9 protein-coding genes are annotated in these 12478 nt (G+C 60.5%); 8 read left to right on the forward strand and 1 reads right to left on the reverse strand.

The features are described from left to right. Positions 1-70 precede the first annotated feature (70 nt). The 7 genes from ACEN83_RS15015 to ACEN83_RS15045 all read left to right on the forward strand — a co-directional run bounded on the left by ACEN83_RS15015 (position 71) and on the right by ACEN83_RS15045 (position 10570). Positions 71-2311 (forward strand): putative bifunctional diguanylate cyclase/phosphodiesterase, encoded by a 2241-nt coding sequence (locus ACEN83_RS15015; protein ID WP_495580784.1) that lies wholly within the window; start codon positions 71-73, stop codon positions 2309-2311. Between the two features lie 132 nt (positions 2312-2443). Beyond that, positions 2444-5443 (forward strand): xanthine dehydrogenase family protein molybdopterin-binding subunit, encoded by a 3000-nt coding sequence (locus ACEN83_RS15020; RefSeq protein WP_495580785.1) that lies wholly within the window; start codon positions 2444-2446, stop codon positions 5441-5443. Beyond that, the gene (locus ACEN83_RS15025) at positions 5440-6246 is read left to right on the forward strand and encodes an FAD binding domain-containing protein (protein WP_495580786.1); all 807 of its coding nucleotides are present in this window, start codon (positions 5440-5442) and stop codon (positions 6244-6246) included. Before ACEN83_RS15020 ends, ACEN83_RS15025 begins: the two co-directional genes overlap by 4 nt. 2 nt (positions 6247-6248) lie before the next feature. Further along, on the forward strand, positions 6249-6749 hold the full coding sequence (locus tag ACEN83_RS15030) for a (2Fe-2S)-binding protein (protein WP_008060977.1): 501 nt from the start codon (positions 6249-6251) through the stop codon (positions 6747-6749). Positions 6750-6754: 5 nt separating this feature from the next. Beyond that, a complete protein-coding gene (locus ACEN83_RS15035) occupies positions 6755-8293 on the forward strand; it encodes an AMP-binding protein (protein WP_495580787.1) in 1539 nt (512 codons plus the stop codon). A gap of 19 nt (positions 8294-8312) precedes the next feature. Next, positions 8313-9116 (forward strand): enoyl-CoA hydratase/isomerase family protein, encoded by an 804-nt coding sequence (locus ACEN83_RS15040; RefSeq protein ID WP_116579521.1) that lies wholly within the window; start codon positions 8313-8315, stop codon positions 9114-9116. A gap of 101 nt (positions 9117-9217) precedes the next feature. Then, a complete protein-coding gene (locus ACEN83_RS15045) occupies positions 9218-10570 on the forward strand; it encodes an MFS transporter (RefSeq protein WP_116579520.1) in 1353 nt (450 codons plus the stop codon). Here the strand turns inward: ACEN83_RS15045 and ACEN83_RS15050 are convergent. Beyond that, entirely contained in the window at positions 10563-11348 is a 786-nt protein-coding gene (locus ACEN83_RS15050; RefSeq protein ID WP_116579519.1) for an alpha/beta fold hydrolase, read from the reverse strand. The two genes, ACEN83_RS15045 and ACEN83_RS15050, sit on opposite strands and share 8 nt — an antisense overlap. 90 nt (positions 11349-11438) lie before the next feature. Between ACEN83_RS15050 and ACEN83_RS15055 the strand changes: the two genes are divergently transcribed. After that, a complete protein-coding gene (locus ACEN83_RS15055) occupies positions 11439-12410 on the forward strand; it encodes an XdhC family protein (RefSeq protein ID WP_116579518.1) in 972 nt (323 codons plus the stop codon). Positions 12411-12478: the final 68 nt, after the last annotated feature.

Here is a 12478-nt window from a genome sequence, read left to right on the forward strand (position 1 = left end):
CAGTGATCGGCCGCCCACTATTTCGGGCTCTCTGATGACCGGATGACCTCGAGAGTCTTCAGGAACCACCATGAATACTCGTCCTGGCTTCCACAGCAAGGCATTGCCCGAGTCGCAACGTGACATCCTCGGCATGATCGCGACCGACCATCATCTGGGCGAAATACTCTGCGCCATCTGCGAGATGCTCGACGCACAGTCCCCCGAAACCTTCTGCTCGATTCTGCTTACCGATGCCGAGGGTAAACGCTTGCTGAGCGGCGCGGCGCCCGGCCTGCCGATCGAATACAGCAAGGCGGTTCATGGTATGACCATTGGACCAGAGGAAGGAACCTGTGGCACCGCAGCGTTCCGGCGCGAACTGGTGGTCACCGAAGACATCGCCCGGGACCCCAACTGGGAGCGTTTTCGCGACCTGGCGCTGGGGCATAACCTGCGTTCCTGCTGGTCGGTGCCTTTGCTCTCCCATCAAGGAAACGTGTTGGGTACATTTGCCCTATACCAGAACCGCGTCCATGCACCGGACGAGGCGCAGATTCAACGACTGGCCTGCGCAGCCCAACTGGCAGTCATCGCGATCCGCCATGAGCGTGACGGCCAACGACTGGAGGAAAGCGAGCAACGTTTTCGGTCGTTGTTCACCTACAACCCCAACCCGGTGTTCGCCCTTGATCTGGCTGGCAACATCCAGAGTGTGAACCCAGCAGGCCTGAAGCTGAAACCGCACACCGCAACCGATTTCATTGGTCATCACTTTTCCCATCTGGTGCTTGAAGAAGACCTGCAACGGGTCAGTCAGCATTTTTCCGCAGCCCGCGCCGGAGAGCCTCAGCGCTTCGAGGCGCGGGTTCGCGACGAGAGTGAAAAGCTGTTGACCATGGACATCTCTAACCTGCCGATCATGGTCAACGGAGAGATCGTCGGGGTATTTGGCATTGCCCGGGACATCAGCGAGCAAAAGCATTTCGAGCGCCAATTGAGCTTCAACGCCAGCCATGACCGTCTGACCGGTTTGCTCAACCGTGTCTCGCTTGAAGACCGGCTTGTTCTGGATTGTCACATCAGTCGTCGGCGTAAGCGTCGTCTGGCGGTGATGTGCATAGATCTGGATGGATTCAAATCCATCAACGATTCGACCGGGCACTACTTCGGCGATCAGGTGCTGATCGAGGTGGCGCAGCGTATGACCCAGCAGGTTCGTCCCGGGGATACCATCGTGCGCATGGGCGGTGACGAATTTATCGTGCTGTTGCCTGACCTGCTTCGTGATGAGGACGTTGTACCGGTGGCCGAGCGCTTGATGGCCAGCATTGCCAGACCCTACTGTGTCCAGGGCATTGACTTGCACGTGAGTGCCAGTATCGGCATCACCCTGAGCGATGGTCACATCGAGCAGCCGATGCAGCTGATCCAGCAGGCTGACATGGCCATGTACAAAGCCAAGCAGCAAGGGCGCAACAACTTTCAGTGGTACACCAGCGATCTTAATCAGCGCGTTTGTGAGCACGCGAGCCTGCGCAATGACCTGCAAAAGGCTATCGAAACTCAATCGTTACAGCTGCATTATCAACCGCAGATAGACGCGCGCACGGGGCGGGTGGTCGGGATCGAAGCGTTGCTGCGCTGGGAGCATCCGGAAAAAGGATTCATCTCTCCGGCGGTGTTTGTGCCAGTGGCAGAGGACAGTGGTCAGATCATCCCGCTAAGCCTTTGGGTTCTTGATACGGCTTGCGCGCAGTTGCGCCAGCTAGGCGAGCAGGGCATCACCGGCATCTCAATGGCCGTGAATATTTCGCCGATGCATTTTCAGCGTGGCCATTTCGTCCAGTGTATTCAGGCTACCCTGGACAAACATGGTCTGCTGGGTGAGCAGCTGGAGCTGGAGATCACCGAGTCGCTTCTGCTGCATAACGCTGAACAGGCGATCGACACGTTGCACCGGCTCAAGGCGTTGGGGGTGCGCATTGCTCTCGATGATTTCGGCACCGGTTTTTCCAGCCTCAGCTATCTCAAGCGTTTGCCCATCGACAAGATCAAGATTGACCGCTCGTTCATCCAGGAAATCGCTACTGACCATCACGATGCAGCGATCACCCAAGGCATCATTTCCATGGCCCATCACCTCAGCCTGACGGTGGTCGCCGAGGGCGTGGAAACGGCTGCTCAGGTGGATTTCCTGGAGGGCAGTCGCTGCGATATTTTTCAGGGGTATTACTTTGCCAAACCGATGCCCTTTGCAGAAATCGAAGCGTTCCTGAGCCATCCCGCTTCCCCCTCTCTGACCGGCAATTGTGTCGGGTCCCAGACCTGAAAATCAGACGCTAAGGCAAATTTTCAGACCCCAGCGCAGAACTCCCTCTCCCCAGGCAAGGCGCTCCCTGCGCCTTTCTCACACACTCGGCTCTAACGCTATCGCGCTGCAAAACAACAAGAGCCGCGAAAAATGACTAGTTTCCAACCTGCTACCGAAAGCCAGACCGGCCACATCGGCGCCCGTCAGACCCGTGTCGAGGACGCCGCATTGTTGCGCGGCCTTGGCTGCTATGCCGATGACGCTGCGATCCCGCCGGGTACGCTACACGCGGCGATCATCCGTTCACCCCACGCTCATGCGCGGATCACCTCGGTGGACTTTTCCAAAGCGCTGCTGATGAAAGGCGTGCACGGCGTACTGGTCGGCGAAGACGTCAAACGCTGGGCGCTACCGTTCCCGGTGGGGGTGCGGCAGCCGATGGAGCACTGGTGCGTCGCCGTCGACAAGGTGCGTTACGTCGGAGAGCCGGTGGCCGTGGTGATCGCTGAGAGCCGCTATCTGGCCGAAGACGCCATCGAAGGTGTGCGCGTTGAATACGAGCCGCTGCCACCGATCATCGATCCTGAACTGGCCACCGCCGAACAGGCGCCGATCCTGCACGAAGCAGTCGGCAGCAACGTGGTCAACGAACGGCACTTTCGTTATGGCAAACCGGAGCAGGCGTTCGAGCAGGCGCCGCACAAGGTCTCGCTCAAAGTGAAGTTTCCGCGCAGTTCCTGCACACCCATCGAATGCTATGTGGTGCTGGCTCAGTACGAGCGCGCCACTGGCATTTATGACGTGCTTGCCAATTTCCAGGGCCCCTATGCGTTACACACGGTCATGGCCCGTGCACTGAATGTGCCCGGCAACCGATTGCGTTTGCGCACACCGAAAGATTCCGGCGGCAGCTTTGGCATCAAGCAAGGCGTGTTCCCTTACGTGGTGATGATGGGCCTGGCGTCACGCAAGGTCGGTGCACCGGTGAAGTGGGTCGAGGACCGTCTGGAACATCTTCAGGGGGCTTCTTCGGCGACCAATCGGGTGACCGAAATTGAAGCGGCGGTAGAAGCCGATGGTCGCATCACCGCGTTGCGTTATGACCAGATCGATGATTGTGGTGCCTACCTGAGAGCGCCCGAGCCGGCAACTTTCTACCGCATGCACGGGAATCTGACGGGTGCCTACGCAATCCGCAATGTACAAGTGCGCAACCGGGTGGTGCTGACCAACAAGACCCCCTCCGGCCTGAACCGTGGTTTCGGTGGCCCGCAAGTGTATTTCGCCCTGGAGCGGCTGCTGCAACACATCGCCGTGCAGTTGAAGCTTGATCCGTTGGACGTGATCCGCCGCAACCTGGTGCCCGCCGATGCCTTTCCTTACCAAGCGGCCGCGGGTGCGTTGCTCGATTCCGGCAATTACCAGGCAGGCATTGCCTTGGCGGTGGCTGATGGCGGTCTCGACGAGTTGCTCAAACGTCGTGATCGGGCGCGTGCCGAAGGCCGAATCTATGGCATTGGGTATGCCGCCGTCATCGAACCCTCGATTTCCAACATGGGTTACATCACCACCGCGATGACACCCGAAGAGCGGCGTAAGGCCGGTCCAAAAAACGGCGCTGTCGCAACGGCAACCATTAACGTCGGCCCGTTGGGGGACGTCAGTGTGCACGTGTCCTCGGCCCCGCAAGGGCAGGGCCACCAAACCACCGTGGCCCAGGTCGTCGCCGAAGTGCTTGGGGTTGCGCTGGAATCCATCGTGGTCAACGTCGAGCTCGATACCCAGAAGGACGCCTGGTCGATTGCCTCGGGCAACTATTCGAGCCGCTTCGCCGGTGCTGTAGCCGGTGCCGTCTATAAGGCCGCGCTGAAGATCCGCGATCGCCTCGCCGCGATTGCCGCCGAGCAGCTGCAGGCCAGTCCCGAAGATATTCGCTTCGCGGGCGGCAAAATTTTTGTCGTCAATGGTGGGGCGGTGGCGCCATTCCATCGGATTGCTGGTGCGACCCACTGGTCGCCGGGCCTGCTGCCGGAAGGTGAAAGCGGCGGTCTGCGCGAAACCGCCTTCTGGAGCCCGCCGCAATTGGTGGCACCGGACGACCAGGATCAGGTCAATAGCTCGCTGTGCTACGGCTTTGTCTTCGACATCTGTGGTCTGGAAATCGACCGCATGACCGGCGAGATCCACATCGATCGCTATGTCACCTGTCATGACGCCGGCCGCCTGCTCAACCCGGCGCTGGTCGATGGCCAGATTCGTGGTGGCTTCACCCAAGGCCTCGGCGCGGCGATGATGGAAGAATTCGCCTATGGCGAGGACGGCAGTTTCCTCTCCGGGACCTTCGCCGATTATCTGGTGCCGACCGCACCGGAAGTGATCGAACCGGTGATCCTGCACATGGAAACGCCATCGCCATTCACCCCACTGGGCGCCAAAGGTGTGGGTGAGGGCAACAACATGAGCACGCCGGTGTGCATCGCCAACGCGGTGGCCGACGCCCTCGGTCGCTCGGACATCCGTCTGCCACTGACGCCATCGAAAGTACGCACGCTCATCGGGATCGACGAGCCGCCGCGTCCCGCCGGTATGGAGCCCGATGAAAGCCTGGACGCGGCAGCTGCCGGTGGACCGGCACTGCGGGCCAACGACTCGGTGGTGATTCCTGCCTCGCCGCAACAGGTCTTCGATACCTTGCTCGACCCGCAGACGCTGGCGGCGATCATTCCCGGTTGTCACGACCTCGTGCTGGAAGGCGAAAACCGTTACCGCGCAGACGTCACCGTCGGCGTCGGCATGATTCGCGCGCGCTTCGAGGCCAAGGTCGCCCTGAGTGATCTGGATCCTCCGCATTCATTGCGTCTGTCCGGTTCCGGCAGCAGCTCGATGGGCTCGGCCCAGGGCCAGGCCAAGGTGCGTTTCGTCGAGCTGGAAAATGGCCACACGCGTCTGGAATACCAATACCAGGTGGCGGTCAGCGGCAAAGTCGCCGCGGTCGGCGGCCGAATGTTGCAAGGGGCCTCGAAAGTGATCATCGGACAAATCTTTACTCGCCTGTCGCAACGGGTCAGCGGCCAAGCCATCTCCACCGGCTGGTGGGCGCGACTGCGTGCCTCGCTTGGCGCGCTGTTTGGCAAGGGAGGTGCGCAATGAAACCGGCTGCTTTCGATTACGTTCGGGCTGAGAACCGTCGTCAGGTGGTTGAACTGCTCGCCGAGTACGGCCAGGAGGCTCGCATCATCGCCGGTGGCCAATCTTTGATGGCGGTGCTGAACATGCGCCTGGCTCAACCCAAGTTGCTGATCGACATCAATCATGTGACTGAGCTGGCCTATATCGAACTGCGCAAGGATTGTCTGGCGGTAGGCGCCGGGGTACGACAGGCGCAACTGCTGGCGCGTTCGACCCTGATGGACGAGGTGCCTTTATTGGCACTGGCGATGCCCTGGATCGGTCACTTCCAGACGCGTAATCGCGGCACCGTCTGCGGTTCGGTGGCTCATGCCGACCCGAGCGCCGAGTTGCCGCTGTGCCTGGTGACGCTGGGCGGCGAGATCGTTCTCGAGTCAAAAAAAGGCAAGCGCATCGTCAAGGCTGCCGACTTCTTCCAAGGCATTCTCACCACCGACAAGCGTGCAGATGAACTGGTCGTCGAGGTGCGTTTTCCGCTCAAGCGCGAAGGCATCACCTATCGCTTCCGTGAAATCGCCATGCGCCACGGCGACTTTGCAATTGTCTCCCTGGCCGCGGCCATCGGCGCGGACCAGGTCGAACTCGGCATCGGCGGGGTCGCCGACCGTCCGCAACGTCGCAGCCTGCCACGTGGTGCGGCGCTGCCGGACGCGCTCAATCAAACCGCCTGGTCGCTCGACGCTCAAGACGACGTGCAGGCCAGCGCTGCCTATCGCCGCCAACTGATTCGCGAGCTGGGTCATCAGCTGATCGAAGGAGTCTGAACATGCGTGTAACTGCCGACCAAACCTTTCCGATTCGCCTGGAACTCAATGGCCGCTCCCGCGAAGCGCTAGCCGAACCGCGCACCCAACTCTGCGACTTCCTGCGCCACGACCTCGGTGCCACCGGTGTCCATGTCGGATGCGAACACGGTGTCTGCGGTGCCTGCACGGTGCTGGTGGACGGAGTCGCCATGCGTTCCTGTCTGATGCTCGCGGTACAGGGGCACGAGCGGCGTATCGAGACCGTCGAGTCCCTGGCCGACGACGACACTCTGAGCGACCTGCAACAAGCCTTTCGCCGTCATCACGCCTTGCAGTGCGGCTTTTGCACTGCGGGCATTCTCATGTCCTGCGTGGATTTCCTGGAACGGGTACCCAACCCGGACGAGACCCAGGTACGCGACATGCTTTCGGGGCATCTATGTCGCTGCACCGGCTACACCGGCATCGTCCAGGCCGTGCTCGAAGTCGCTGCCCAGCGCCAAACGAACAAAGGGGTATAACAATAATGTTCGATCTCGGACGCAGTTTCCTCGCTGCTGTTGAACGCCGGCCGCACGCCGTGGCGGTCAGTGACGGTGCGTTGAAGAAAACCTATGAAGACTGGTTCGTCGATATCCAGAGCGCCGCTTGGGGCTTGCAATGCCTTGGGCTGCAACGCGGTGATCGACTGCTGGTAGCAATGCAAAACCGCTGGCAGATGGCAACCTTGCATTGGGCCTGTCAGTTTACGGGCATCGTCATGACCCCGCTGAACTGGCGTTCGACGGCCGATGAACTGGGTTACTGCATCGAAGATGCGCAAATCCGGGCAGTGGCTTACGACGACGCTACCGTGACCGCCGTGGCCGGTTGCAGCGCCACCACAAGGCTGCCTCGGATCGCCGCCGGTCTCCGTGCCGCCGACACCGACCTGAGTTTCGAGGAGCTGTGTTCGCAGACCCCCTCGGGCATCATTTTGCAGGCCGACGCCGAAGATTTTTCACTGCTGTTGTACACCTCCGGAACCACCAGCAAGCCCAAGGGCGTGCCCCGTCGGCACCGTAGCGAACGCGCCGCGGCGGTTGCCCACGTCGCGCAAAACCTCTACCGCCAGAGCGAGTGCACGCTGGGTGTCATGCCGCTTTACCACACCATGGGCGTGCGTTCGTTGCTGTCCATGGCGTTGATCGACGGACATTTCGTCTGTGTGCCGAAGTTCGACGTGGAAGCCACGCTGCAGGCCATCGAGCGGGAAAAAGTCAGCAACCTTTACCTGGTGCCGACGCTCTACCACATGCTCATCGAACACCCGGCCTTTGCTCGCGAGCGAGTTGCCAGTGTGGAGAAAATCGGCTTTGCCGGTGCGCCGATGAGCGACGGCTTGATGCGTCGTGTCGAGCAGGCGTTCCAGCCGCAATTGTTCGTCAATCATTACGGCAGCTCGGAGATCTACACCTTCACCATCGACCAGCAAGCCAACCGCAAACCCGGTTCGTCAGGGCGCAGTGCAATGAACCAGCGCGTGCGCGTGGTGCCGATCGATGCTGAAACGGCGGATGTGCAGGTCAACCCATTGGAGGAGGGCCAGATCATCGCCGACCTGGCGAGTGACGAGGCGTTCGAAGGCTACCTGAACCGCCCCGAAGCGACCGCCAAGGCATTACGTGACGGATGGTATTTCACCGGTGACATCGGCTACTTCGATCTGGAGGGCGATCTGTTCGTCACGGGTCGTGTCGATGACTTGATCATCACCGGCGGCGAAAACGTCAGCCCGGCGGAAATCGAAAACATGCTCTCTCTGCACCCTGCAGTGGAAGAAGTGGTGGTGGTCGGTCTGCCTGACGAGCAGTGGGGCAAGATCATTGCGGCGTTTATCAAGCTGCGCGCCGAGGTCTCGGAATGCGACCTCGATGCCCATTGCATCGCTTCGGGCCTGGCCAAATTCAAGCGGCCACGGCGTTACCAGTTCATCGATCAGATTCCCAAATCTCCAGTGGGCAAGGTGCTGCGGCGCGTGCTGCTGGCCCAATTTCAGGAACAGGCCTTGAAGGCCATCAGCTAATCATCCACAGGACACTCTCATGCAACAACAAGCGATCCAGCAATTTCTCGACACTCAGTTCGATGGCTTCCAGGTTGAAGTCGATGTGTCCCGCGAGCGCGCCGACATCATCCTCAACCGGGCGCCATTGAACGTCATTTCCATGGGGCAGCGCGATCAATTGCGCCTGGTCTTCGAAGCCCTCGATGCACACAAAGACGTGCGCGTCATCGTGCTGCGCTCGGTGGGTGAACACTTCTCCAGCGGCGGCGACATCAAGGGTTTCCTCGAAGCCTCGCCCGAGCACGTTTCGAAGCTGGCCTGGAACGTCGCGGCACCGGCACGTTGCGAAAAACCGGTGATCGTCGCCAACCGTGGTTACACCTTCGGCGTCGGTTTCGAACTGTCCCTGGCCTGCGATTTCCGTATTGCTTCGCAAACCACTCGCTACGCCTTGCCTGAGCAGAACCTGGGTCAGATCCCGGGCTCGGGTGGCTCCGCGCGCTTGCAGAAAATCATCGGCATCACCCGCACCAAGCACATGGTGATGCGCGCCAAACGCATTACCGGCGACCAGGCCTACGCCTGGGGTATCGCGACCGAGGTCGTGCCGGATACCGAACTGGAAAGCACCGTCGATGCGTTGGTCGATGAACTGCGGCGCTTCTCGCCGCTGGCTCAGCGCACGGCGAAAAAACTGATCAACGACAACGAAGACGCGCCGCTGACCGTCGCGATCGAAATGGAAGGTCACTGCTACAGCCGTCTGCGCAGTTCCAAGGACTTCAAGGAAGGCGTCGAAGCGTTTCACAGCAAGCGTGAGGCCGTATTTATCGGCGAGTAGATCGTACCGGCGAACAGGCCCGGGAGTATGTTGGTAACGGCGTACGCCTTACGGAGCAGGGCCTGCCGCTCCTTTTGATTCACCGCTTGTGTGAGGCAACCATGACTACGACAACAACAATAACTGCATCACCCACCAGCGCCGCTATCGATACGCCGCAGATTCCACCGGGCAAGGCTTTGCTCGCGGCATTTGCCTCGACATTCGGCTGGGCGCTGGATTTGTTTGACCTGTTCATTCTGCTCTATGTGGCGCCGATCATCGGCCGCCTGTTCTTCCCCTCGGACACCCCGACACTGTCGCTGGCCGCCGTGTACGCCTCGTTCGCCGTGGCCTTGCTGGTACGTCCGCTGGGCTCGGCGATCTTTGGCGCGTATGCCGACAAACACGGTCGCAAGCGTGCGCTGATGGTATCGATGGTCGGCGTCGGTATTTCCACGGCACTGTTTGGCGTGTTGCCAACCATTCACCAGGTCGGGGTGTTGGCCCCGATACTGTTTTTGGTATTGCGGGTGATTCAGGGCATTTTCGTTGGCGGCATCGTCGCTTCCACTCACACCATCGGCACCGAATCCATCTCGCCGCGCTATCGCGGCTTGATGTCCGGGTTGATCGGTGGCGCCGGTGCCGGCATGGGCGCGCTGTTGGCGTCATTCACTTATCTGGTGTTGTCGGAGATCTTTCCGGGGGGCGAATTCGACGTCTGGGGCTGGCGCTTCATGTTCTTCTGCGGCCTGCTCAGCACATTTTTCGGTCTGGTGATGTTCCGTTACCTGGATGAAAGCCCGGTCTGGCGGCAACTGCAACAGGCCCGCAAAACCAAGGGGCCGACGGTCGTGGTCGTGTCGCCACTCAAGCGTCTGTTCGGTCGTGAGTACCGCGCCGTGATGCTGGTCAATCTGCTGATTACCTTCGGCGGCGGTGCCACCTATTACCTGGCCTGCGGTTATCTGCCGACATTGCTCAACGTGGTCGCCAAAGTGCCTCATACGCAGACTTCGCAGCTGCTCATGTATGGGTCGGTGGCAACCATTGTCGGCGCACTGGCCTTCGGTTACCTGAGTGACCTGATCGGTCGCAAGAAGACCTTCATGCTGCTGGGTGTGATCAACCTGGTGGGCCTGCCCATGATGTTCCATGGGGTCGCCGAGCCGGGTTCGCTGACCCGCACTGCGCTGTATTGCATGGGCATAGGCTTCATGGGCGGAGCGATCATCGCGCCTATCCTGATCTTCCTCAACGAACGCTTTGCCACCGAGCTGCGAGCCAGCGGCACCGGATTATCCTGGAACATCGGTTTCGCCCTCGGCGGAACCATGCCGACCTTTGTGTCTCTGGTCAGCAGCAGCCCCGCGCAGATCCCCATGGTACTGGCGTTTTTTGCCGTCGGTCTGTCTGTGATCTACCTGATTGGCAGTGTGGTAATTCCAGAAACCCAAGGCAATTTCAAATAAACGCGGGGAGGTGCTCCAGGAATTCGCAGATCAGCTGCAAGGTCTGCTCGGGCGCTTCGGTCTGGGGAAAGTGCCGACAGTTATCCAGCAACACACAGCGGCACGGTCCAGGCACCTGTCGCTGGATGACTGCCAGTTGCTCGGGCGTCGCGTAGTGGTCTTCGCGACCCTGGATGACCAGCAGCGGTTTTTCGATATAAGCCAACTGCGTTTCGAGATCGTCCAGGGAAAAGTCCGCGTGCAACCAACTGTCGCTCCAGCCGTGAAAAGCACCGTCGACATTGCTCCCATGGTGGCGCGCCAGGCGTTCGCGCAGTTCGCCCTGATGCCAAGCCTCAGTGGTATGGCGAATGCCAACGAGGCTCTCGGTCTCGACAATCACGTGAGGCGCCAATGCAATGCTGCCCAACACGCGCGGATCGTTGGCGGCGGCATAGGCCAGGACGATGGATGCGCCGTCACTGTGACCGAGCAAGACCACTTGCGGCAGTTGCAAGGCATCGAGCAGTTGCCGCAGTTCACGAGGCCCGTCGCTGCTCAGGTAGTTCAGCGGACGCGGCAGGGTTACCGGGCTCGATTGCCCATAACCCTGACGGCTGTAAGTGACTACACCGTAACCGCTGGCCTGGGCCAGGCGCTGGGGAAAGTCTTTCCATTGATCGGCGCTTCCGAGGCCTTCGTGCAGCAGCACAAGCGTCGGTCGCGATGGGTCAGCCGCAGGGATTTGGCGATATTCCAGGCGCAGCGACCCAAGTTGCAAAAATTGTTGTGGCGACATGTTGAATCAACGATTGAACAAGGTTGCTCGCAGGTTACCGTAAACGTAACCCTGCATGCAGCACCACGCTTTGCTTGAGGTACAGAAAACATGCGTCATCTCGATGTTCAGGTGATCGACCAGGCACTGCAATGGGCTCGCGCCGGGCAGGCACAGTGGTTGTGCACGGTGCTCTCCACCTATGGCTCGGCGCCGCGTGCGCCGGGTGCGATGCTGGTGACCAACGGCTCGGGCGAACACGTCGGCTCGCTGTCGGGTGGCTGCGTCGAAGAGGAGTTTCTCGAAAGTCTGGCGCGCGGTGAATTACGCGAACCGGCACAGATCGTCAGTTATGGCGACAGCGTCGAGCAACGCCACCGCCTGAGGTTGCCCTGTGGTGGCGTGCTGATAGTGCTGGTCGAACACCGCGCTGCCAGCCTTGAATGGATCGCACACCTGGAGAGTCTGCAAGCGGCGTTACTCGGTCAGCGACGTCTGCAGCGCCATATCGAGCTGAGCAACGGTGCCTTGCGCCTGGATCCGGACGCGGGCCACGGCAGCGAACGGGTACAAGTCGACTACGAAAGGGTGCGCATCAGCGTTGGCCCGGCATTACGCCTGATTCTGGCAGGGCTCTCGCCGGTCGCTGAAGTTTGCGCCAGTTTCGCCCGAGCCATCGGCTGCGAAGTTATCGCCTGCGACCCCCGGGAAGAGATGCTGCATGTACATCTTGAAGGCGTGGAGATGCAACGTGTGCTGCCCTCAATGTTCATTGCCGCCGGAGGTTGCCACGCGGCGACCGCGGTAGTGGCGCTGACTCACGATCCGCGAATCGACGATCTGGCACTGATGGAAGCGGTGCACACGCCGGCGTTTTACATCGGCGCCATGGGGTCCCTGGCAACCTCGGACAAACGCGCCGAGCGGCTCAAGCGCATCGGTGGTCTCACGGATGAACAGATTGCCCGTTTGCACATGCCCATCGGCCTCGACCTGGGCAGCAAAGCCCCGGCGGAAATCGCCCTGGCGGTGGTGGCCGATATCCTGCGCGTGTATCACGGGAAAGAGCGTCATGCCTTGTAAGACGGTTTTTCCGACGAGTGTGGGGGCTGCGAAAGTCGAGGTAGACGCTCGGTCATTCGCGCGCGATA

The sequence above is a fragment of the Pseudomonas sp. Pseusp49 genome, assembly GCF_059491875.1.

Excerpts from the sequence above, each read along its gene's own strand:
- ACEN83_RS15015 (WP_495580784.1), top strand. The coding sequence starts at position 71 with ATGAATACTCGTCCTGGCTTCCACAGCAAGGCATTGCCCGAGTCGCAA.
- ACEN83_RS15020 (WP_495580785.1), top strand. The coding sequence starts at position 2,444 with ATGACTAGTTTCCAACCTGCTACCGAAAGCCAGACCGGCCACATCGGC.
- ACEN83_RS15025 (WP_495580786.1), top strand. The coding sequence starts at position 5,440 with ATGAAACCGGCTGCTTTCGATTACGTTCGGGCTGAGAACCGTCGTCAG.
- ACEN83_RS15030 (WP_008060977.1), top strand. The coding sequence starts at position 6,249 with ATGCGTGTAACTGCCGACCAAACCTTTCCGATTCGCCTGGAACTCAAT.
- ACEN83_RS15035 (WP_495580787.1), top strand. The coding sequence starts at position 6,755 with ATGTTCGATCTCGGACGCAGTTTCCTCGCTGCTGTTGAACGCCGGCCG.
- ACEN83_RS15040 (WP_116579521.1), top strand. The coding sequence starts at position 8,313 with ATGCAACAACAAGCGATCCAGCAATTTCTCGACACTCAGTTCGATGGC.
- ACEN83_RS15045 (WP_116579520.1), top strand. The coding sequence starts at position 9,218 with ATGACTACGACAACAACAATAACTGCATCACCCACCAGCGCCGCTATC.
- ACEN83_RS15050 (WP_116579519.1), bottom strand. The coding sequence starts at position 11,348 with ATGTCGCCACAACAATTTTTGCAACTTGGGTCGCTGCGCCTGGAATAT.
- ACEN83_RS15055 (WP_116579518.1), top strand. The coding sequence starts at position 11,439 with ATGCGTCATCTCGATGTTCAGGTGATCGACCAGGCACTGCAATGGGCT.